Annotated in this window: 19 protein-coding genes; 8 read left to right on the forward strand and 11 right to left on the reverse strand. The window is 72.7% G+C overall.

All coding sequences use genetic code 11. The features are described 5' to 3' along the window. From sucB to NP777_RS10945, 3 genes are all read right to left on the reverse strand, one after another. Nucleotides 1-1,764 (reverse strand): 2-oxoglutarate dehydrogenase, E2 component, dihydrolipoamide succinyltransferase, encoded by a 1,764-nt coding sequence (gene sucB, locus NP777_RS10935; RefSeq protein ID WP_256649927.1) that lies wholly within the window; start codon nt 1,762-1,764, stop codon nt 1-3. Nucleotides 1,765-1,816: 52 nt separating this feature from the next. Then, nucleotides 1,817-3,205: a dihydrolipoyl dehydrogenase gene (gene lpdA, locus NP777_RS10940; RefSeq protein WP_256649928.1), complete on the reverse strand. Its 1,389-nt coding sequence runs from the start codon at nt 3,203-3,205 to the stop codon at nt 1,817-1,819. Nucleotides 3,206-3,506: 301 nt separating this feature from the next. Further along, nucleotides 3,507-5,039 carry a leucyl aminopeptidase gene (locus tag NP777_RS10945; protein ID WP_256649929.1) on the reverse strand — a complete coding sequence of 511 codons (1,533 nt, stop codon included), beginning with the start codon at nt 5,037-5,039 and terminating at the stop codon, nt 3,507-3,509. A gap of 258 nt (nt 5,040-5,297) precedes the next feature. On the opposite strand from NP777_RS10945, the gene NP777_RS10950 reads away from it, so the two are divergent. Continuing rightward, nucleotides 5,298-6,275, forward strand: coding sequence for an adenosylcobinamide-GDP ribazoletransferase (locus NP777_RS10950; protein WP_256649930.1), 978 nt, complete (start codon nt 5,298-5,300; stop codon nt 6,273-6,275). 34 nt (nt 6,276-6,309) lie between these two features. Here the strand turns inward: NP777_RS10950 and cobT are convergent, their stop codons facing one another. Continuing rightward, entirely contained in the window at nt 6,310-7,359 is a 1,050-nt protein-coding gene (gene cobT, locus NP777_RS10955) for a nicotinate-nucleotide--dimethylbenzimidazole phosphoribosyltransferase (protein ID WP_256649931.1), read from the reverse strand. A 623-nt stretch (nt 7,360-7,982) separates the two neighbouring features. Next, nucleotides 7,983-9,182, reverse strand: a complete 1,200-nt coding sequence (locus NP777_RS10960) for a bifunctional adenosylcobinamide kinase/adenosylcobinamide-phosphate guanylyltransferase (protein ID WP_256649932.1) — start codon at nt 9,180-9,182, stop codon at nt 7,983-7,985. Nucleotides 9,183-9,323: 141 nt separating this feature from the next. Here NP777_RS10960 and NP777_RS10965 point away from each other — a divergent pair, with 141 nt between their 5' ends. Continuing rightward, nucleotides 9,324-9,527, forward strand: coding sequence for a hypothetical protein (locus NP777_RS10965; protein ID WP_256649933.1), 204 nt, complete (start codon nt 9,324-9,326; stop codon nt 9,525-9,527). Between the two features lie 94 nt (nt 9,528-9,621). Here NP777_RS10965 and NP777_RS10970 read toward each other — a convergent pair whose 3' ends face one another. Together NP777_RS10970 and NP777_RS10975 are read right to left on the reverse strand one after the other, a co-directional pair. Continuing rightward, nucleotides 9,622-10,332: a class I SAM-dependent methyltransferase gene (locus tag NP777_RS10970; RefSeq protein ID WP_256650193.1), complete on the reverse strand. Its 711-nt coding sequence runs from the start codon at nt 10,330-10,332 to the stop codon at nt 9,622-9,624. Nucleotides 10,333-10,415: 83 nt separating this feature from the next. Next, nucleotides 10,416-11,012 carry a DUF3043 domain-containing protein gene (locus NP777_RS10975; protein ID WP_256649934.1) on the reverse strand — a complete coding sequence of 199 codons (597 nt, stop codon included), beginning with the start codon at nt 11,010-11,012 and terminating at the stop codon, nt 10,416-10,418. A 250-nt stretch (nt 11,013-11,262) separates the two neighbouring features. On the opposite strand from NP777_RS10975, the gene NP777_RS10980 reads away from it, so the two are divergent. The 4 genes from NP777_RS10980 to NP777_RS10995 all read left to right on the forward strand — a co-directional run bounded on the left by NP777_RS10980 (nt 11,263) and on the right by NP777_RS10995 (nt 14,441). After that, the gene (locus NP777_RS10980; RefSeq protein ID WP_201856929.1) at nt 11,263-12,051 is read left to right on the forward strand and encodes a PspA/IM30 family protein; all 789 of its coding nucleotides are present in this window, start codon (nt 11,263-11,265) and stop codon (nt 12,049-12,051) included. Nucleotides 12,052-12,091: 40 nt separating this feature from the next. Next, nucleotides 12,092-12,370 (forward strand): PspA-associated protein PspAA, encoded by a 279-nt coding sequence (gene pspAA, locus NP777_RS10985; protein ID WP_256649935.1) that lies wholly within the window; start codon nt 12,092-12,094, stop codon nt 12,368-12,370. A gap of 104 nt (nt 12,371-12,474) precedes the next feature. Further along, nucleotides 12,475-13,767 (forward strand): sensor histidine kinase, encoded by a 1,293-nt coding sequence (locus tag NP777_RS10990; RefSeq protein ID WP_256649936.1) that lies wholly within the window; start codon nt 12,475-12,477, stop codon nt 13,765-13,767. Continuing rightward, complete coding sequence (locus NP777_RS10995; RefSeq protein ID WP_256649937.1) at nt 13,764-14,441, forward strand: response regulator transcription factor; 678 nt, start codon at nt 13,764-13,766, stop codon at nt 14,439-14,441. Before NP777_RS10990 ends, NP777_RS10995 begins: the two co-directional genes overlap by 4 nt. Before the next feature lie 264 nt (nt 14,442-14,705). Here NP777_RS10995 and nadA read toward each other — a convergent pair whose 3' ends face one another. Beyond that, a complete protein-coding gene (gene nadA, locus NP777_RS11000; protein ID WP_256649938.1) occupies nt 14,706-15,893 on the reverse strand; it encodes a quinolinate synthase NadA in 1,188 nt (395 codons plus the stop codon). Nucleotides 15,894-16,121: 228 nt separating this feature from the next. Here nadA and NP777_RS11005 point away from each other — a divergent pair, with 228 nt between their 5' ends. After that, nucleotides 16,122-16,475, forward strand: a complete 354-nt coding sequence (locus tag NP777_RS11005) for a HesB/IscA family protein (protein WP_020871998.1) — start codon at nt 16,122-16,124, stop codon at nt 16,473-16,475. A gap of 131 nt (nt 16,476-16,606) precedes the next feature. Here NP777_RS11005 and NP777_RS11010 read toward each other — a convergent pair whose 3' ends face one another. Then, complete coding sequence (locus NP777_RS11010) at nt 16,607-18,079, reverse strand: hypothetical protein (protein WP_256649939.1); 1,473 nt, start codon at nt 18,077-18,079, stop codon at nt 16,607-16,609. 91 nt (nt 18,080-18,170) lie between these two features. After that, nucleotides 18,171-18,398, reverse strand: coding sequence for a hypothetical protein (locus tag NP777_RS11015; protein ID WP_256649940.1), 228 nt, complete (start codon nt 18,396-18,398; stop codon nt 18,171-18,173). Nucleotides 18,399-18,569: 171 nt separating this feature from the next. On the opposite strand from NP777_RS11015, the gene NP777_RS11020 reads away from it, so the two are divergent. Next, a complete protein-coding gene (locus NP777_RS11020; protein WP_256649941.1) occupies nt 18,570-19,544 on the forward strand; it encodes a carbohydrate kinase family protein in 975 nt (324 codons plus the stop codon). A 365-nt stretch (nt 19,545-19,909) separates the two neighbouring features. Here the strand turns inward: NP777_RS11020 and NP777_RS11025 are convergent, their stop codons facing one another. Beyond that, nucleotides 19,910-21,325: a cysteine desulfurase/sulfurtransferase TusA family protein gene (locus NP777_RS11025; RefSeq protein ID WP_256649942.1), complete on the reverse strand. Its 1,416-nt coding sequence runs from the start codon at nt 21,323-21,325 to the stop codon at nt 19,910-19,912. Nucleotides 21,326-21,529: the final 204 nt, after the last annotated feature.

Consider the following 21,529-nt stretch of genomic DNA (forward strand, 5'->3'; position numbering starts at 1 on the left):
TTACAGCCCGAGGTCCACCTCGAACTCGCCGGCCTCCAGGATCTCCTTGACGGCCGTCAGGTAGCGGGCCGCGTCGGCACCGTCCACCAGGCGGTGGTCGTAGGAGAGCGCCACGTAGGTCATGTCGCGGACCGCGATGGTCTCGCCCAGCTCCGGGTGGTTGATGACCACCGGGCGCTTGACGGTCGCGCCGATGCCCAGGATGGCGACCTGGTTCGGCGGCACGATGATCGTGTCGAACAGCGCACCGCGCGAGCCGGTGTTGCTGATCGTGAAGGTGGCGCCGGACACCTCGTCCGGGGTGATCTTGTTGGAGCGGACCTTGCCCGCCAGCTCCGCCGTCTTCTTGGACAGACCGGCGATGTTGAGGTCGCCGGCGTTCTTGATGACCGGGGTCATCAGGCCCTTCTCGGCGTCCACCGCGATACCGACGTTCTCCACGTCGAAGTACGTGATGGTGTTGTCGCCCTCGTTGATCCGGGCGTTGATGGCCGGGTGGGCCTTCAGCGCCTGGACGGCGGCCTTCACGAAGAACGGCATCGGCGAGAGCTTGACGCCCTCGCGCTGGGCGAACGCCTCCTTGGCCCGGGCGCGCAGCCGCATGACCTTGGTGACGTCCACCTCGACCACGCTGGTCAGCTGGGCCTGGCTGTGCAGGGCCTTCATCATGTTGTCGCCGATGACCTTGCGCATCCGCGGCATCTTGATGGTCTGGCCGCGCAGCGGCGACACCTCCTGCGCGGCGGCCTTCGGCGCGGCGGCGGCCGGCGCCTGGGCCTGGGCGGCCTTGGCGGCCTCCGCGGCGGCGATGACGTCCTGCTTGCGGATGCGGCCGCCGACGCCGGTGCCCTTGACCGCGGACAGGTCCACGTTGTTCTCGGCGGCGAGCTTGCGCACCAGCGGGGTGACGTAGGCGCCCTCGGCCTCGGGGGCCGCGGGAGCCGGGATGGTGGCGGCCGGCGCCGGGGCGGGCGCCGGAGCGGCCGGGACCGGCTCGGGGGCGACCGGCTCCGGGGTGACGGCCTGCGGCGCCGGGGCGCTCGGGGCCTGCGGGGCCGGGGCGGGCGCCGGGGCCTCCTGGACCGGCTCGGGAGCCGGGGCCGGGGCGGCCGGGGCCGCGGCGGGCGCGGCCGCCGGAGCGGCACCGGCGGCACCGATCACGGCCAGCTTGGCGCCGACCTCGGCGGTCTCGTCCTCGCCGACCAGGATCTCCAGCAGGGTGCCCGCGGTCGGGGCCGGGATCTCGGTGTCGACCTTGTCGGTGGAGACCTCGAGCAGCGGCTCATCGGCCTCGACGGACTCGCCGACCTCCTTGAGCCAGCGGGTCACGGTGCCCTCGGTCACGCTCTCGCCGAGCGCGGGCAGGACCACATCGGTGCCCTCGGCGCCACCGGCCGGAGCGGCGGCGGCAGGGGCGGGGGCGGGGGCGGGTGCGGGGGCCTCGGCGGCGGGCGCCGGGGCGGGCTCGGGCTGAGCCGCCGGAGCGGGCTCGGCCGCGGGTGCGGGGGCCTCGGCCGGGGCCGCGCCGCCGTCGTCGATGACGGCCAGCTCGGCGCCGACCTCGACCGTCTCGTCCTCGGCCACCTTGATGGACGTCAGCACACCGGCCGAGGGGGCCGGGATCTCGGTGTCGACCTTGTCGGTCGACACCTCGAGCAGGGGCTCGTCGGCCTCGACGCGCTCACCTTCGGCCTTGAGCCAGCGGGTGACGGTGCCCTCGGTCACGCTCTCGCCGAGCGCCGGCAGGGTTACGGAAACCGCCATGGTGTTCGGTTGCTCCTTAACGATCTTTGCGGATGGGTCGCGCTCGGGATGATCAGTCGTGGGAGTGCAGCGGCTTGCCGGCCAGGGCCAGGTGGGCCTCGCCGAGCGCCTCGTTCTGAGTGGGGTGGGCGTGGACGAGCTGCGCGACCTCGGCCGGCAGCGCCTCCCAGTTGTAGATCAGCTGAGCCTCGCCGACCTGCTCGCCCATCCGGTCACCGACCATGTGGACGCCGACGACGGCACCGTCCCGTACCTGCACGAGCTTGATCTCGCCCGCGGTCTTGAGGATCTTGCTCTTGCCGTTGCCCGCGAGGTTGTACTTCAGGGCGACGACCTTGTCCGCACCGTACAGCTCCTTGGCCTTGGCCTCGGTGATGCCGACGGAGGCGACCTCGGGGTGGCAGTAGGTCACCCGCGGCACGCCGTCGTAGTCGACCGGCACCGGGTTCAGACCGGCCAGCCGCTCCGCCACCAGCATGCCCTCGGCGAAGCCGACGTGGGCCAGCTGGAGGGTGGGGACCAGGTCGCCGACGGCGGAGACGGTCGGCACGTTGGTCCGCATGTACTCGTCGACGAGGACATAGCCGCGGTCCATGGCGACCCCGGCCTCCTCGTAGCCGAGCCCCTGCGAGACCGGGCCGCGGCCGACGGCCACCAGCAGCAGCTCGGCCTCGAAGGTCTTGCCGTTCTCCAGCGAGACCTTGACGCCGTCGGCGGTGTACTCCACGCCCGAGAAGCGGGAGCCGAGGGAGAAGTTGATGCCGCGCTTGCGGAAGGCGCGCTCCAGCAGCTTGGAGCTGTTCTCGTCCTCGACCGGGACGAGGTGGGGAAGCGCCTCGACGATGGTGATGTCGGCCCCGAAGGACTTCCACGCGGAGGCGAACTCGACGCCGATGACGCCGCCGCCCAGCACGATCGCGGACTTCGGCACCCGGTCGAGCACCAGCGCGTGGTCGGAGGAGATGACGCGGTTGCCGTCGATCTCCAGGCCGGGCAGGGACTTCGGCACCGAACCGGTGGCCAGCAGGATGTGGCGGCCGGTGTAGCGCTGGCCGTTCACATCGACGGAGGTCGGGGAGGACAGCCGGCCCTCACCCGTCACATAGGTGACCTTGCGGGAGGCGATGAGGCCCTGCAGACCCTTGTACAGGCCCGAGACCACGCCGTCCTTGTACTTGTGCACACCCTCGATGTCGATGCCCTCGAAGGTGGTCTTCACACCGAATTCCGAGCCCTCGCGGGCCTGGTCGGCGAGCTCACCGGCGTGCAGCAGCGCCTTGGTGGGGATGCAGCCACGGTGCAGACAGGTGCCGCCCAGCTTGTCCTTCTCGATCAGGGCGACGTCCAGACCCAGCTGCGCCGCGCGCAGGGCAGCGGCGTAACCGCCGCTACCGCCTCCGAGGATCACTAGGTCGAAAACGGTGCTGGCGTCGTTCGCCACGTCACGTCCTCCATGCATGGTGCGCCGGGGTCGGCCTTGGTCGGCCGGGCGGCGTCGTGTGTTCGGCCGCTTCTTACGTCGGCCCTGGTGTCGGTGGCCCTGTCCTGCCGGGACAACATCTTCGCACTTGTTGGCAGGGGGCGGGACGCGGGGCCGCTGTGTGAGAAATCTCCACACCCCAGTTCAGGGGTTACTCCTGCGTATCCGGAACGCGAAGCCCCGTCGATTTCGTTGAGGGCGAAATCGACGGGACTTTCGGCCTATGGCGGCGGGCGTCTCCGCGCGGTTTTCGGGCCTCGGTTCAGCCGAGGTCGCCCTCCGCGGTGCGCTCGGCGAGCCGCACCAGGGTGCGGACCGCGGCGCCCGTGCCGCCCTTGGGGGTGTAGCCGAACGGACCGGACTCGTTGAAGGCCGGACCCGCGATGTCCAGGTGGCCCCAGGTGATCCCGTCCGCCACGAACTCCTTCAGGAAGATGCCGGCCACCAGACCGCCACCCATGCGCTCGCCCATGTTCGCCAGATCGGCGACCGGCGAGTCGATGCCCTTACGGAGGTGGTCGGGCAGCGGCATCGGCCAGGACTGCTCACCGACCTCCCCCGCGATCTCGTGGAGCGTGGTGCGGAACGCCTCGTCGTTCGTCATGATCCCGAACGTGCGGTTGCCCAGCGCGAGGACCATCGCACCGGTCAGGGTCGCCACGTCCACGATCGCGTCCGGCTTCTCCTCACCGGCGCGGGTGATCGCGTCGGCGAGCACCAGCCGGCCCTCGGCGTCGGTGTTCAGCACCTCGACGGTCTTGCCGCCGTACATCGACAGCACATCGCCGGGGCGGGTGGCCGAACCCGACGGCATGTTCTCGGCGAGCGCCAGCCAGCCCGTCAGATTGACCCGCAGGCCCAGCTTCGCGGCGGTGACGACCGCGGCGAACACGGCGGCGGCGCCGCTCATGTCGCACTTCATCGTCTCGTTGTGACCGGCCGGCTTGAGGGAGATGCCGCCCGAGTCATAGGTGATGCCCTTGCCCACCAGGGCGAGCGTCTTCTCGGCCTTGGGGTGGGTGTACGCGATCCGCACCAGCCGCGGCGGGGCCTCCGAGCCCTGGCCGACGCCGAGGATGCCGCCGTACCCGCCCTTCTTGAGCGCCTTCTCGTCCAACACCTCGGTCTTGAGGCCGTGCTCCTTCGCGGCCGCGACCGCCTCGGCCGCGAAGGCGGCCGGGTTGAGCAGGTTGGACGGGGTGTTGATCAGGTCGCGGGCGCGGTTGATCTCCGCGACGAGGGCGGTGGCGCGCTCGACGGCCGCCTTGTACGCCTTGTCGCGCGGCTTGCCACCGACGAGGGCGACCTCGGCGAGCGGCCCGTTGTTCTTCTTGTCCTTGTCCTTGGCGTTGCCACCGTTGCCGTTGCTCTTGTCGTACGTGTACGCCCCGAGCAGCGCGCCCTCGGCCACGGCGGTGGCGCCGGCCGGGTCCTCGATCGGCAGCGCGAACGCGCCCTTCTTCGAACCGGACAGCGCGCGGGCGGCCGCGCCCGCGGCCCGGCGCAGCGTCTCGGCGTCATAGCCGTCGCCCTTGGCCGGGACCTCGCCCAGCCCGACCGCCAGCACGACCGGGGCCTTGAGGCCGGACGCGGCGGGCAGTTTGGTCACCTCGCCCTCGGCGCCGGTCGCGCCGAGCGTCTCCAGAACGGCGGCCAGCTTTCCGCCGAACGCCTTGTCCACGGCCTCGGCACCGGCAGCGACGACGGGGCTTTTGGCCCCCTTCGCCACACCGACGACGACGGCGTCCGCGCGCAGTGCTGCGGCGGACGAGGTGCTGAGAGTCAGAGCAGTCACAGTGGTCGGGTCCCTCTTCCGGTAGTTCGTCGGCCGTCATGGATTGGTAGGCCGCGCCCCTCCGCATCGTATGCCCAGGCCCGATTCAGGGCTTTGTTCTCCCCCGGCTACCGCTGGGAGGGGCCCCACCCGGGTGCCTACGCCTCCCCCCCCCCGGCCGGAAGAACCAAGCAGCGGGCGCGCCTTGGCACTCAGGGCTCAACGGGCGCGTGCCCTGGGGCTTACCCGCTACGGGTGGCCGGGATAGCCTTCCGCGCGATGGACACCACGCCGGAGCCGCCGCAGTCGCAACCGCAGCCGTCCGCACGCCCGCCGGAGGCCGAGCCCGAGCCCGAACGGCCGGAGAGCGCCGAGCCCTCTGAGCCCTCCGGGCCCGCCGAGGGCGCGGAGCAGCAGCGGGCTGACCGGCCGGAGCATCCGCCGCGGCCCGGCTACGACCCGCCACCCGCGCATGCTCCGCGTGCCCCCTGGGGCGACGGGGTCCGCTTCGCGTTCGGCACGCTCACGGTGCTGCCCGTACGGGGCACGCGGTGGGACCGGGAGGCGGCGCACGCGGGGATGCTGTGCGCTCCGCTCGCCGGGCTGGCCGTGGGGCTGTGCGCGGCCGCGGTGGGTGGGGTGTTGCTGTTCCTGGGCGGTGGGGCGCTGCTCGCGGCCGTGGCCACCGCCGCGATACCCGCCGTACTGACCCGCGGCCTCCATCTCGACGGGCTCGCCGACACCGCGGACGGGCTCGGCAGCGGCAAGCCCGCCGAGGACGCGCTGCGCATCATGAAGCGGTCGGACATCGGGCCGTTCGGCGTGATCACGCTGCTGTTCGTCCTGCTCGGACAAGTCGCGGCCCTGGCCGAGCTCTACGGGCAGGGCTGGGCGCACGGCGCGGTCGGCGCGGCCGTGGCCGGTGTCGCCGCGCGCTGCGCCCTGACGCTCGCGGCCCGCGTGGGGGTCCCGGCGGCGCGCCCGGAGGGGCTGGGCGCGGCGGTCGCGGGCAGTGTGCCGTGGCGTTCCGCCGGTGTCGTGGCGGCGGTGACGGTGGTCGGCTGCGCGGTGGTGGCCGTTCCGTTCGGCCCGTACGACGTCGTCCGTAACGCCTTCGCCGCACTGGCCGCGCTGGCGGCCGCCGAACTCCTCCTGCACCACTGCCACCGCCGTCTCGGCGGGGTGACCGGCGACGTCTTCGGCGCGCTGGCGGAAACGGCCGCCACGACCGCCCTGGTGGTCCTGACCTTCGGCTAGGGGCCTTCTTCCACGGAGATCCGTCAGAAGCCCCCTAGCCGTCCCGCTCCGGGAGTTCCGCGTGCAGGGCCGCGGCCGCCTGTACGAGCGGCAGGGCGAGGAGCGCGCCCGTGCCCTCGCCGACCGTGACGCCGTGGTCGAGCAGCGGGGTGAGGGCGATGCGGTCGAGGGCCTTCTCCTGGCCCGGTTCGCCGCTGGCCTGACCGGCCAGCCACCAGTCCGGGGCGCGGAACGCCACCCGCTGGGCGACCAGCGCGCAGGCCGCCGAGACGACGCCGTCGAGGATCACCGGGGTACGGCGTACGGCGCTCTGGAGCAGGAAACCGGTGATCGCGGCGAGGTCGGCACCGCCCACGGTGGCCAGCAACTGGAGCTGATCGCCGAGCACGGGGCGGGCGCGGCGCAGACCGTCGCGGATGGCGGCGCACTTGCGCATCCAGGCGAGGTCGTCGATGGCGGCCCCGCCGCGGCCGGTGACCACGGACGCGTCCGTACCGCACAGCGCGGCGATCAGCGTGGCCGCGGCAGTCGTGCCGCCGACGCTGAGGTCACCGAGGACGAGGAGGTCCGTGCCGGAGTCCGCCTCCTCGTCGGCGATGGCCATCCCGGCGCGGAACGCCCGCTCGGCCTCGTCCAGAGTGAGCGCGTCCTCGACGTCGATCCGGCCCGACGCGCGGCGTACGCGGTGCCGGGTGACCTCTTCGGGGAGGTCCTCGGGGTCGCAGTCCAGGGCCATGTCGATGACGCGGACGGCCGCGCCGAGACGGTTGGCGAGGATGGTGGCCGGGCTCTCGCCGTCGAGCACGGCGCGGACCAGACGGTGGGTGCTCCTGGCCGGGCGGGCGGAGACGCCGAGGTCGGAGACGCCGTGGTCGCCCGCGAAGAGGACGACACGGGGCTGCTCGACGGGCTTGACCGGCACCCGCTGCTGAGCGGCGGCCAGCCACTCACCCAGTTCGTCCAGCCGCCCGAGTGCGCCCGGCGGCAACGCGAGCCGCTCGCGGCGCTCCTCGGCGTCACGCCGGATGCCCCCGTCGGGGCGCTCGATCAGGTCGACGAAGTCATCGAGATTGAGAGCACTCACCTGGCGAACCCTACCGGGCGCCCCGGGAACCGGTACGGCGTCCGCCCGTTGAGCCCTGAGTGGCCCCCGCGCGGCCCTCGCGCGGCTCCCGCGCGGGAGCCGCGCGGGAGCCGCGACGGGCACGGACTGGCGCCCGTGGCGGACTACTCGGCTCGGTTGCCCGCGCCGCCGTCTCGCGCCTTCGGCGCAATTGAGCAACGGGGCAGGGGGTGGGGGCGCGGCGCCGCCGCCGGGCGCCGGGCCGGTGGGAGTGGGCGCCGGTGGCGGCCTCCGTGGCCCGGGGGCCGAGGTCCCTCCGGACTGCGGGCCGGTGGGCCCGGGGCGGTCCCTCCGGGTACCCCTCTCGAAAACACTTGATCTGGCGCAACTAATTTGTCAAACGTTTTCGGAGGGGGCACCCCGGCAGTCCGGCGACGGGACCAGGCCCCCGCAGGTTCGAGCCGCCACGCTCCCCGCGCCCCACCGGCCCGGCGCCCGGCGACGCGGCCCGCGCCCCCACCCCCTGCCCCGCTGCTCAATTGCGCCGAAGGCGCGAGACGAAAGCCGCGCCCAACCGAACCGAGCAGCCCCGCGTACCCAGGCCCAGCCTCAACCTCAACCTCAACCCCAACCCCAACCCAAGGTCAGCCGCGCAGCGGCAAGGGCTGACCCGCCACCACCAGCAGCACCTGCTCGCACTCCCCGGCGAACGCCGCGTTCAGCCGGCCCAGTTCGTCGCGGAACCGGCGGCCGGAGGCGGTCGCGGGGACGACGCCCGCGCCAACCTCGTTGCTCACCGCGACGACCGTACGGGCCGTGGCGCGGACCGCCGCGACGAGGGCGGAGACGCGTTCGTGGAGGGCGCGTTCGCCGCCGTGTGCCCACTTCTCGTCGTCCCAGGCGCCCACGGAGTCCATCGCGTCGGTGAGCCACAGCGCCAGGCAGTCGATGAGCAGCGGTGGGCCGTCCTCGGCGAGCAGCGGGGACAGGTCGCAGGTCTCGGTGGTGCGCCAGGAGCCGGGGCGGCGGTCGCGGTGGGCGGCGACGCGGGCGGCCCACTCGGGGTCGCCCGCGCGGGTGCCGCCGGTCGCGACGTACAGCACGTCGGGGAACGCGGCCAGCCGCCGTTCCGCCTCGAGGGACTTGCCGGACCGGGCGCCGCCCAGCACCAGCGTGCGGCGCGGCAGGTCGGGCACCGCGTGGTACTCGCCGACGATCAGCGTCCGCCCGTCCGGCACCGCCCGCGCGCCCGCCGTGGCGAGGCGGCGGTGCAACTCCCGGCCGGGCGGGACGGTGTGGTCGAGATGGACGGCCAGGACGTCGGTGGTGGCGCCCAAGGCGCCCGAGGCACGGAGGGCGGCCAGCGCGTCGGGGCGGTCCAGCACGTCGAGCAGCACCATGTCGTACGGCTCGGCCGGGTCCGGGAGCCCGGCGGCGGCCGCGCCCGGCGGGAGGTACAGCAGCCGGGTGCCGTCGGGCCCGGTGACCTCGTAGCCGGTGCCGGGGGAGTCCAGCGCGACCGCCCGCACCCGGTGGCCGCTGATCAGGGACAGTGTGCGGCCGTCCGGCACCCGCCCCGGGGCCGGCAGCCCGGCCGGGAACTCGACGGCCGGGCCCGTGTGCGGATGGGAGAGCAGCACCTGGCGGACGCCCACCAGTGAGTGCCCGGCCCGCGCGGCGGCGAAGGCGGCCCCCGGGGTGAGGTCGATCAGCAGCGCGCCGTCGATCAGCAGCGAGGTGGCGGCCCGCGCCTCCTCGCCGACGGCGGCGGCACAGGCGGCGCAGGGGCAGCCGTGGCGCGGCAGCCCGTCGGGGGCCCCGGTGCCCAGAAGAGTGAGTTCCACGCCCCGATCGTCTCGCGTCCGTTCCCACGGGTCGCGCGGGGCCACCCCGTACGGAGTGATCAGTCACCTAGGCTGCGGGGCAGACATCAGCTGTGGACCGGCGGGTATCAGCCGTGGGTCGGCGGGATGGAGGAGGCTGGAATGGCGTGGACATGGCGATTCGAGAAGTCCGACGGGACGGAGACGAAGCCCGCGGTGCAGCCGGAGGAGTTCCCGACCCAGGGGGACGCGGAGTCGTGGATCGGTGAGGAGTGGCGGGAACTCCTCGAGGGAGGCGCGGAACAGGTGACCCTCTTCGAGGACGGGAAGAAGATCTACGGCCCGATGAGCCTGCACGGCGAATAGGCCGGAACTCGGGGTGGCTGGGCGAGAACACGGGGTGGCGGTCCGCACCGCCACCCCGTGTTCTCGCCCAGCCTCACCCCGTCCCGGCCCCGGATCAGCCGCGCACCCCGCACAGATGCAGCAGGGCCGCCACCGCCCGGTAGGGATCCGTGCGGCCGGCCCGCTCCTCGGCCGTCAGCAGCCGATCCCACTCCGCGGAGCCCGGCGGCTCCGCGTCGTCCGGGGCGAGGTCGGTGAAGACCCGCACGCCGTACCAGGCGCGCAGGGGCGCGCCGATCGCGGTGAGGGTCTCGGCCAGCTCCTCGCGCCGGTCGGCGCGCACCGGCAGCCCGATCCGGTTGGTGTACGAGGGGGAGTCGAAGGCGGCCAGCGCGGTGGCGAAGTCCCCGGCCAGACCCGGCCGCATGGCCAGCGCGTCACCGTTGCGCACCAGCAGCGACAGCAGACCGCCGGGGGCCAGCACCCGGGCCAGCCCGGCGAGCAGCGGATCCGGTTCGGGCACGTACATCAGCACGCCGTGGCACAGCACCACATCGAAGGTGCCCGGCAGGAAGTGTGCCCCGGTCTCCCGGCCGTCGCCCTCGATCAGCCGCACCCGTCTTCGGATGCCCTCGGGCTCGTCGGCGAGCGCGGCGCGGGCCGCCTCCAGCATGGTGGCGTCGGACTCCAGCCCGGTCACCTCGTGGCCCGCGCGGGCCAGCCGCAGCGCCTGGGTGCCCTGGCCGACGCCCACGTCGAGCACCCGCAGCCGCTGTCCCACCGGGAAGCGTGCGGTGATCTGCTCGTCGAGCTGGTGGGCGACCAGCGCCTGCCGGACGGCGTTCCGCAGGCCCCCTAGGTGGCCCAGCCAGCCGGCCGCCCCGCCGGTGAAGCCGGAGGGTTGGCCGCTCAGGGCCGCTCTCCGCGCTTGACCTGCGGCTTGGGCAGCCGCAGCCGGCGCATCTGGAGGGTGCGCATCAGGGCGTACGCCACCGCGCCGCGCAGATTCTCGTCGGGGAAGCGCTTGCGCAGCCGCCGCTTGAGCTGGACGCCCAGGACGAGGGAGTTGACCACGATGAGGACGATGACCACCATCCACACCAGCAGCACATAGCTCTGCATGGCCCCGGCCCGGATCATGCTCAGGACCAGGATCACCACCGCGAGCGGCAGGAAGTACTCGGCGACGGAGAACCGCGAGTCCACGAAGTCGCGGGCGAAACGCCGCACCGGACCCTTGTCGCGGGCCGGCAGATACCGCTCGTCGCCCCCGGCCAGCGCCTCGCGCTGACGGGCCAGATCGGCGCGGCGGGCCTGCCGCGCACGCTTCGTGGCGTCCTTACGGTTGGCCGGCGTCTTCGCCAGGCTGCGGCGCTGCGTCTGGGCCTCGCTCCGCTTGGGAGTGGGGCGGCCCTTGGGCGCCTGCGGGTCACGGGGCTGCTGCGGCTGGTCCGCGGTCACCTTGGTGGTAGCGGCCTGCTCATCCTTGGAACGGCTTCGGAACACAAGGCCCAAGGGTACGGGTTGCGGGGTGTGCGCCCCAGCGTCAGGGGGAACGATCAGGCAACGGAATCCCGCCTCTCATCGGGACACAGGGGGCGCACTCCTCCTTGCGCCGGAGGCTCCCACCGTCTGATCGTCCTGCAGGAGGAGCGCGAGCGGGCTCGAACAGTGCGGTAATGGAAGCAGGCCCCGTAGGCTGGGTCTGTTGGAGTGCCGGAGTCACACGTCCGTCAGAAGGGGGCGCGCGAGGCCCATGAGCGGTGTCATGAAGCGTATGGGGATGATCTTCCGCGCGAAGGCCAACAAGGCCCTGGACCGGGCCGAGGACCCGCGCGAAACCCTTGACTACTCGTACCAGAAGCAGCTCGAGCTGCTCCAGAAGGTGCGCCGCGGCGTCGCCGACGTGGCGACCTCGCGCAAGCGCCTGGAGCTGCAGCTCAACCAGTTGCAGGGCCAGTCCACCAAGCTGGAGGACCAGGGCCGCAAGGCGCTCGCGCTCGGCCGGGAGGACCTGGCCCGCGAGGCGCTGTCCCGCCGCGCCGCGCTGCAGCAGCAGGTCACCGACCTGGAGACCCAGCACCAGACGCTCCAGGGCGAGGAGGAGAAGCTGACCCTGGCCGCCCAGCGGCTGCAGGCCAAGGTCGACGCCTTCCGTACCCGCAAGGAGACCATCAAGGCCACCTACACCGCGGCCCAGGCGCAGACCCGCATCGGCGAGGCGTTCTCCGGCATCTCCGAGGAGATGGGCGATGTCGGCATGGCGATCCAGCGCGCCGAGGACAAGACGGCGCAGCTCCAGGCGCGTGCGGGCGCGATCGACGAGCTGCTGGCCTCCGGTGCCCTGGACGACCAGTCCGGTATGGCCACCAAGGACGACATCGCGGCCGAGCTGGACCGGATCTCCGGCGGTACGGACGTGGAGCTGGAGCTTCAGCGGATGAAGGCCGAGCTGGCCGGCGGCAGCCCGCAGCAGGCGATCGAGGGCGGCAAGACGGACGAGTCCCAGCAGTCCCGGACCCAGCACAAGTTCGACAAGCAGTAGCCCGCGCCCCCGCCTGGGCGAGGTCTCCAAGGAGGTCGTCATGATCGTACGGATCATGGGGGAGGGCCAGGTGCTCGTGGCCGAGAGCCATCTGCCCGGACTGAACAGGCTGGACGACGAGCTGCTCGCGGTGATCGAGGACGGCGATCACGAGGGCTTCCGGAGAACCCTGGGCGCGCTGCTGGACGCGGTGCGCTCGGCCGGTGAGCCCCTGCCCGCCGACGCGCTCCAGCCGTCCGAGCTGATCCTCCCCGCCGCCGACGCGACCCTCGAGGAAGTCAAGGCGATGCTCAAGGACGACGGCCTCATTCCGGGCTAGTGCGGCGCACTCCCGTATCCACACTCCAGCAGCAGGTCGTACCTCCCCGCACCGGCCGGGTACGGGCCGCCCGGGAAGCCGGGCGGCCCCCGCGGCCCTTACCGTTGGATTCCGTGACTCCCCTCGCCGTCGGGCCGGGTCTGGCCCGTCCGCACCGCTGGCTGTGCGCCCACCCCCGTGCCCTGGACACCCTGGTGGCGCTGGGGGTCCTCGCGCTGATCCTGATCGGCGCGGTGGCCGGCCCGCGCATGCGCCACCAGCCGCTGGGCCCCTTCTTCGTACTGCTGGCCGTGCTCGCCGCCGCCTCGCTGGTGCTCCGCCGCGATCTGCCCCGCGGGGTGCTCGCCTTCACCGTGGCCCTCACCCTCACCGAGCTCGTCACCAATGACGTGGGCCCGCCGCGCACCTCGATCGTGTTCGGGGTGGTGGTGGCGCTCTACACCGTGGCGGCCCGCACCGACCGCCCCACCACCTGGCGGGTCGGCGCCGTCACGGCCGTGCTGCTCACCGGCGCCGGGATGCTCTTCGCGCTCAACCCCTGGTACTCACAGGAGAACTGGGGCCTGTTCGCCTGGACCGGGCTGGCCGCGGCCGCCGGTGACGCGGTGCGCAGCCGGCGCGCCTATATCGCCGCCATCGAGGAGCGGGCGGTGCGCGCCGAACGCACCCGCGAGGAGGAGGCGCGCCGCCGGGTCGCCGAGGAGCGGCTGCGGATCGCCCGTGAGCTGCACGATGTCGTGGCGCATCACATCGCGCTGGTCAACGTCCAGGCCGGGGTCGCCTCCCATGTCATGGACAACCGCCCGGACCAGGCCAAGGAGGCGCTCGCGCACGTACGGCAGGCGAGCCGCTCGGCGCTGGAGGAGCTGCGGGCCACGGTCGGCCTGCTGCGGCAGTACGGCGACCCCGCCGCCCCCACCGAACCGGCCCCCGGCATCGCCGTCCTGGACCAGCTCGTGGACGGTTTCGTACGGGCCGGGATGCGGGTCCGGGTCCGGGCGGAGCCACCGGAGAGGCTGGGCCCGCTGCCGGGCTCGGTGGACCTCACGGCCTACCGTGTGGTCCAGGAGGCGCTGACCAATGTGCACAAGCACGCCGGGCCCGGGGCCACGGCCGAGATCCGCATCGCCCGGGTCGCGGACGCCCTGGAGGTCACGGTCGAGGACGACGGGGCGGGGACGCGGACCGAGGGTCCCGAGAAGGCGCCGGACGGCGCGGACGGGTCCGGGGAGCCCCGGGCGGACGGGACGGAGCCCGGCGGCGGGCACGGCCTGCTGGGGATGCGCGAGCGGGTGACCGCGCTGCGCGGCAGCTGTGAGGCGGGACCCCTGCCCGAGGGCGGTTTCCGGGTGCGGGTGAGACTTCCGTTGCAGCCGCGTAGGGGAGGGGAGTCATGACGATCAAGGTGCTGCTGGCGGACGATCAGGCGTTGCTGCGCAGCGCGTTCCGAGTCCTGGTGGACTCCGAGCCGGACATGGAGGTGGTGGGCGAGGCGTCCGACGGCGCGCAGGCGGTGGAGATCGCCCGGGTCCGGGGCGCCGATGTCGTCCTGATGGACATCCGGATGCCCGGTACGGACGGGCTGGCCGCCACCCGCATGATCACCCAGGACCCGCAGCTCAAGGACGTGCGGGTGGTCATGCTGACGACCTTCGAGGTGGACGAGTACGTGGTGGACTCGCTGCGGGCGGGGGCCAGCGGCTTCCTCGGCAAGGGCGCCGAACCCGATGAATTGCTCGCCGCGATCCGCATCGCGGCGGCGGGCGAGGCGCTGCTGTCCCCGGCCGCGACCAAGGGGCTGATCGCCCGCTTCCTGGCCCAGGGCGACGGGAGCGGCGGCGAGGACGCGTATGACTCCTCACGGCTGGACGCCCTGACCGTCCGCGAGCGCGAGGTCCTGGTCCAGGTGGGCGGCGGGCTGTCCAACGACGAGATCGCGGCCCGGCTCGCGGTCAGCCCGCTCACGGTGAAGACGCATGTCAACCGCGCGATGGCCAAGCTGAGCGCCCGCGACCGCGCCCAGCTGGTGGTGATCGCCTACGAGACGGGGCTGGTCCGCGCGGGCGCGTAGGGCTGTCCGCCGGACCTTTCCCCTCCCCGCCCCTTCCCGAAACTGGGGCTCCGCCCCTGGACCCCGCTCCTCAAACGCCGGAGGGGCTGGATTGTGACTGATCGCGGTCGGCACGCCGGCGCAGCGGCTGACCGGGCGGACGCCCGCGCGCATCCGGGGCGTGCGGCCGGGGTCTGGGGCGGAGCCCCAGTTGTGGGAAGGGGCGGGGCGGGGAGCAGCCCGCCGCAGGCGAACCGCGCTCCGCCTCCCCTCGCCGGACGCTGCCTACGGCAGCGCCAGCATCCGCTCCAGCGCAAGCTTGGCGAAGTGCTCGGTCTCCTTGTCGACCTGGATGCGGTTGACCACCTTGCCGGCCACCAGCGACTCCAGCGCCCACACCAGATGCGGCAGATCGATCCGGTTCATGGTCGAGCAGAAGCAGACCGTCTTGTCGAGGAAGACGATCTCCTTGCCCTGGTCGGCGAAACGATTGGCCAGGCGCCGTACGAGGTTCAGCTCGGTGCCGATCGCCCACTTCGAACCGGCGGGGGCGGCCTCCAGGGCCTTGATGATGTACTCGGTCGAGCCCACGTAGTCCGCCGCGGCCACGACCTCGTGCTTGCACTCGGGGTGCACCAGCACGTTCACACCCGGTATGCGCTCGCGCACATCGTTGACCGAGTCCAGCGAGAAGCGGCCGTGCACCGAGCAGTGGCCGCGCCACAGGATCATCGTGGCGGCGCGCAGCTCCTCGGGGGTGAGCCCGCCGTTCGGCTTGTGCGGGTTGTAGACGACGCAGTCCTCCAGCGACATGCCCATGTCGCGGACCGCCGTATTGCGCCCCAGGTGCTGATCGGGCAGGAACAGCACCTTCTGGCCCTGCTGGAACGCCCACTCCAGCGCCCGCTGGGCATTGGAGGAGGTGCAGATCGTGCCGCCGTGGCGACCGGTGAACGCCTTGATGTCGGCGGAGGAGTTCATGTAGGAGACGGGTACCGTCACATCCGCCACACCGGCCTCGGCGAGCACCTCCCAGCACTCGGCGACCTGCTCGGCCGTGGCCATGTCGGCCATCGAGCAGCCGGCCGCCAGATCGGGCAGGACGACCTGCTGGGCGTCGGTGGTGAGGATGTCGGCGGACTCGGCCATGAAGTGCACACCGCAGAAGACGATGTACTCGGCGTCCGGCCGCGCGGCCGCGTCCCGGGCGAGCTTGAAGGAGTCTCCGGTGACATCAGCGAACTCGATGACCTCGTCGCGCTGGTAGTGGTGGCCGAGCACGAAGACCTTGTCCCCGAGCTTCTCCTTGGCCGCGCGGGCGCGTGCCACCAGATCCGGGTCGGAGGGCGCCGGGAGGTCTCCCGGGCACTCCACGCCGCGCTCGCTCCGGGGGTCGGCCTCCCGGCCGAGAAGCAGCAGAGCGAGCGGGGTCGGCTGCACGTCGAGGGGCTGGGCGGTGGTCACGTCACGCACCCTTCTTTCTTCGCTGGGAACCCTAATCGTCAGAATGACGCTATCTATCATAGCCGCTTCACGTCACGTTGACGAGAGGCATTGTGTCGATGTGACGCATTCCGGTGTGTCCGCCCGTATGCGAGCATGAAGGGCAGTAGGAGATAGGCGCTTGGGCCCGGAATGAATCCGGGACGCCGTTGGTTTGTGCCAACGGCAAGCAGTCCGTACGACCCGGGAGAGAAGCAGATGACCGTTCAGGACGAGACCACCGCGAGCGAGGGCATCATCCTGTCCGACGCCGCCGCGTCGAAGGTCAAGAGCCTGCTGGAGCAGGAGGGCCGCGACGACCTCGCGCTGCGCGTCGCCGTCCAGCCCGGCGGCTGCTCCGGCCTGCGCTACCAGCTCTTCTTCGACGAGCGCTCGCTCGACGGCGACGTCGTCAAGGACTTCGGCGGCGTGAAGGTCGTGACCGACCGCATGAGCGCCCCGTACCTGGGCGGTGCCTCGATCGACTTCGTCGACACCATCGAGAAGCAGGGCTTCACCATCGACAACCCGAACGCCACGGGTTCCTGCGCCTGTGGCGACTCCTTCAGCTGAGCCCCTCGGCCGCGGCGGAGTGAGCAGCACGCCGGAAGGGGGCGGGCCCATCGGGTCCGCCCCCTTCCGGCTGTCCTGCAGTCCCGGCTGTCTTCGGCTGTTCTGAGTCCCGGCTGTCCTGAGCCGTTCGCTCACTTCCGCAGCGGCACCGTCTCACCGGTGGACCCGTCCACGACCTTCCGGCCGTCCAGCGGCTCCTTCAGCGTCACCTTCCGCTCCAGCTGCTTGGCGATGAGGATGCAGGCCCGCCCCGGATGCTTCGGCTTGCTCTCGAGGTCCAGCGTCACCTTGTCGGAGGTCTCCTTCGCGGAGACCGAGTAGGTGTTGCAGACTCCGCCCCAGAAGCGCAGCGTCAGGGTCTTGCCGTCCACGCTGTACGAGGTGAGGTGATCCGGCTTGGCGGTGCTGTCCCCCTTGCCCGGTGAGGGGGAGTGGCCCGGCTCCTTCGCCTTCTTGATGAACTCGGGCTTCACCGCCGGGTAGGGGAGGGTGACCGCCACCCGGTTGGTCCCGGTCGGCTTGGTCTCGAAGATCCACGACGGCACCAGTGCCCGCCGGCCGTCCACCATGTGCGAGGCGAGGCCGAATGTCACCTCGCGCACGCTCACCTTGCCCGAGGGGCCGCCGCCCTTCCCCGACGTCGAGTTCAGCCGCTGGAGCGCCTGCTCCGCGCTGAGCACCGGATAGGTGTCGTCCTCCTTGGGCCTCGCCAGCGTTCCGCTGCCGCCGACCAGCTGGCCGTCGGCGCCGACCTGCAGATTGGTGCCCCAGCCGTAGGTGGGCAGATCGCCCACCTTGGGGTCCGCGTTCACCATCCGTACGGCGCCGTAGAGGCCGCTCGCGTCCAGCTTGGCGTCCGACAGCCCGAGCGCCTTCAGCACTGGCTCGGCGGCGCTCTGGGCCTTCTCCTCGGAGACGGCCTTGTCGCGGCCCTCGGCGGCGCCGTTGTCACCGCGCTTGTCGCCGTCGCGGTAGGTGGGGCAGCTCTGGTCGGCCTTGTCCGCCCCGTCGCCCTTGTCGGTCCGCGTGCTCTGGGGCGCCTTCTTCCCGTCCGGGTGGACGCAGGAGGTGTCGCCCGGCGCCCCGTAGCGGGAGTACGACCAGCTGCCCGGCCCGGTCTGGCTCACCCGCAGCGTCGGGCCGCTCGCGTCCGGGGCGCCGCCCACCTTCCAGTACCCGTGGTCGGCGCGGGGGCTGCCGGAGACGTCCAGGGCCTTCGCCAGCCGCGCCACATCGGCCTTGGTGACCTTCGGGTCGGTCAGATACACGGGGGCCTCATCGGGCCCGTCCGGCAGCTTGCCCGTCACCACATAGCGGCCGCCGTGCGGGTCGGGCTCGCCGGGCGCGATGCCCTCGTGCCCGCCCCGCTCTCCGCCCGGGGAGGCGTAGGCGTCCAGCGCGAGGGGTTTCGGCGCTCCGTCCTCGCCCGACGCGCCCGGACCCCGGGTGCCGCCGTCCGCCGCGGTGGAGGCCCAGTAGGCGCCGCCACCGCCGGCGACCAGCACCGCGGCCGCCACCGAAACGACGGCCAGCGGCGAGCGCCGGCGCGGACGGGGGGTGTCGTCGTCGGGGGTCTGCGGGGTGTCGGTGTCCTCGGTGCTCACCGTTTCGCTCCTTCGGCTCCGCTCACGTTCTACGGTCCCATCCCTCGCGAGGAGATGCCGATGAGACGGAGCCGGGGCGTGGCCGGTTCCTTCAATCGCCGTAATCGGACATGCCGGCCAGCAGATCGGCCGCTGTGGCGGGCACCGTGATCCCCTGGATGCGGGAGGCGACGACCTGGGAAACGGGCCTGGTGGGAGCGGCCGATACGGTGACCGTCCAGTGCGGCGCCATCCGCGCACCGTCGCCGCGCAACTCCTCCAGATATTCGGGCTCGATGGCCCCGGTGGCCGGAATCGCGCGGGTGAGGTGCTGGGGCATGATGCCTCCCGGTCCTTGGGCGTAGCCGACACGTCCCCCGTGTCCACGCACCGTATTCAGCGAGTGCCGGTGAAAAAAGACCTACTATTGGGTAGTTTCTTCCGTTCGTATGGACCGGGCCGAGCCGATAGCGTGAAGCGTCCGATCTCTCCGCCCCGCAGGAGCGACTCAGTGCGTATCGCCGTAACCGGCTCCATCGCCACCGACCATCTGATGTCCTTCCCCGGCCGTTTCGCCGATCAGCTGGTCGCCGATCAGCTGCATACGGTCTCCCTCTCCTTCCTGGTCGACACCCTCGACGTCCGCCGCGGCGGTGTCGGCCCCAACATCTGTTTCGGCATGGGCGTGCTCGGTCTGCGCCCGATCCTGGTCGGCGCGGCCGGCGAGGACTTCGCCGACTACCGCGCCTGGCTGGACCGGCACGGTGTGGACACCGCGTCCGTCCATATCTCCGACGTCCAGCACACCGCGCGTTTCGTCTGCACCACCGACGCCGACCACAACCAGATCGCGTCGTTCTACACCGGCGCCATGAGCGAGGCCCGCCAGATCGAGCTGCAGCCGGTCGCGGAGCGCGTCGGCGGCCTCGACCTGGTGCTGATCAGCGCGGACGACCCGGAGGCCATGGTCCGGCACACCGAGGAGTGCCGCTCGCGCGGCATCCCCTTCGCCGCCGACCCCTCCCAGCAGCTCGCCCGCATGGAGGGCGAGGACATCCGGGTGCTGATCGGCGGCGCGGAGTACCTCTTCACCAATGAGTACGAGGCCGCGCTGATCGAGACCAAGACCGGCTGGACCGCGGAGCAGATCCTCGCCAAGGTCGGCACCCGGGTCACCACGCTGGGCGCGCAGGGCGTGCGGATCGACCGCGAGGGCGAGGAGCCCGTGGTCGTCGGCTGCCCGGAGGAGGACCAGAAGGCCGACCCGACCGGCGTCGGCGACGCCTTCCGCGCGGGCTTCCTCTCCGGTCTGTCCTGGAACCTCTCGCTGGAGCGGGCCGCCCAGGTGGGCTGCATGCTGGCGACGCTGGTCATCGAGACGGTCGGCACGCAGGAGTACGAGCTGCGCCGCGGCCACTTCATGGAGCGCCTGGCCAAGGCGTACGGCCATGACGCGGCGAACGAGATCGCGGCCCACCTCCCCTGAGTCCGTAGGGCGCCCAGGGGGCCGTCGCCCCCTGGGCCTCGCCTTCCAGCCCCTCCAGGGGGCACCTCCCAGCGGTAGCTGGGGGAGTTTGAGGAGCGGGGTCTGGGGCGGAGCCCCAGTTGCGGGAAGGGGCGGGGAGGGGGAAGCACCGAGATGCGGCTCCGCCGCGTGGCCCGCCGCAGGCGTACGCGTACCGCCGGACAAGGGCCTGTCTGGGGTTGTGATCTGGGCTCGCGGGGCGTGGCACGCACGCTCGCCGCGTTGCCGAAACGCCCTAGTAGCTCCGCTACGAGGGCCTTCCGGCGCCTTGCGATCGCACGCACCACGCCCCGCTCCCTGATCCAGATCACAACCCCAGACAGGCCCTAGGCGCGGCGGCGCACCCGGTAGGCCACGCCCCGCTCGGCCGGCCGCTCGCCCTCGTAGGTCTGGCCGCGCATCTCGCACCAGGCCGGGATGTCCAGCCGGGCCGCCTCGTCGTCGGCGAGGACCGTCACCACGCCGCCCACCGGCACCTCGCCGATCACCTTGGCCAGTTCGATCACCGGGATCGGGCACCGCTTGCCGAGCGAGTCGACCACCAGGTCGGGCTCGGGTTCGGGGTCCGGACCCGGACCCGGTCCGGGCGCGGCTTCGGCCGGTTTCGGCGCGCCCAGGCGCTCCCGTACGCCCGCCACCACCCCCGGCAGCGCCGCCAGGAACCGGTCCACGTCCGCATCCGCCGTACCGCGCGGGAGCGAGACCCTGACATTGCCCTCGGACAGCACCCCCATGGCCCGCAGCACATGGCTCGGGGTCAGCGTGGAGGAGGTGCAGGAGGAGCCGGACGAGACCGAGAACTCCGCGCGGTCCAGCTCATGGAGGAGCGCCTCTCCGTCGACATAGAGACAGGAGAAGGTCACCAGATGCGGCAGCCGCCGCTCCGGATCGCCGACCACCTCGACGTCCGGCACCAGTTCCGGCACCCGCGCCCGGATCCGCTCCACCAGCCCCCGCAGCCGCTCCGCCTCGGCGGCGGCCTCCGCCCGCACAGCCCGCAGCGAGGCGGCCGCGGCGACGATGGCGGGGAGGTTCTCGAACCCGGGGGAGCGGCCCGACTCCCGTTCATCGGCGGGCTGAACCGTACGGAAACGCACCCCCTTGCGCACCGCGAGCAGTCCCACTCCCGCAGGGCCGCCCCATTTATGGGCACTTGCGATCAGAAGCGACCAATTGCCCTCCGTGGGGCCCCAGCCGAGCGACTGCGCCGCGTCCACCAGCAGCGGTACGTCCGCCGCCGCGCACTCCTCGGCGGCCTCGGCCACCGGCTGCAGCGTGCCGACCTCATGGTTGGCCGACTGCAGACAGGCCAGCGCCACCCCGCCCGGGGCCTCCCGCAGGGCCGCCGCGTACGCACCCGGCGCGACCCGTCCCGTACGGTCCACCGGGACCTCGGCGACCGTGCCGCCGTCCGCCTCGTGCGTGGCGGCCGCGTGCAGCACCGAGGAGTGCTCCACGGCGGAGACGATCAGATGGCGACCGGCGCGCCGCCGCCCCGCGAGCGCCCCCGCGATGCCGTCGTGCACCGCGCGGGTCCCGGAAGGAGTGAAGACGAGCTCGTCCGGGCGGCACCCCACGGCCTCGGCGGCCGCCTCCCGCGCGGCGTCCAGCAGCAGCCGGGCCCGCCGCCCCTCCCGGTAGAGACGTGAGGGGTCGGCCCACCCCTCGTCGAGCGCGGCGAGGAGCGCCTGCCGGGCGACGGGGTGCAGCGGAGCGGATGAGGCCGCGTCGAAGTAGGGCACGTAAGGAACGCTAAACGCTCCGAGGAAGTGCCGCGAAGTGCCGTCGTGCGTCTGCGGCCGCGTCGTGGCTGGTCGCGCCCACGCGGCGGAGCCGCACATCGACACAGCCCCCCGCGCCCCTTCGGGGCGCACTCGAATCGCACCGCCTCCGGAACCAGGGTCGCACCCGCCCGGAACCAGGGTCGCACCCGCCCGGAGCCGGGC

This window comes from Streptomyces rugosispiralis (assembly GCF_024505145.1).
Taxonomy (GTDB): domain Bacteria; phylum Actinomycetota; class Actinomycetes; order Streptomycetales; family Streptomycetaceae; genus Streptomyces; species Streptomyces rugosispiralis.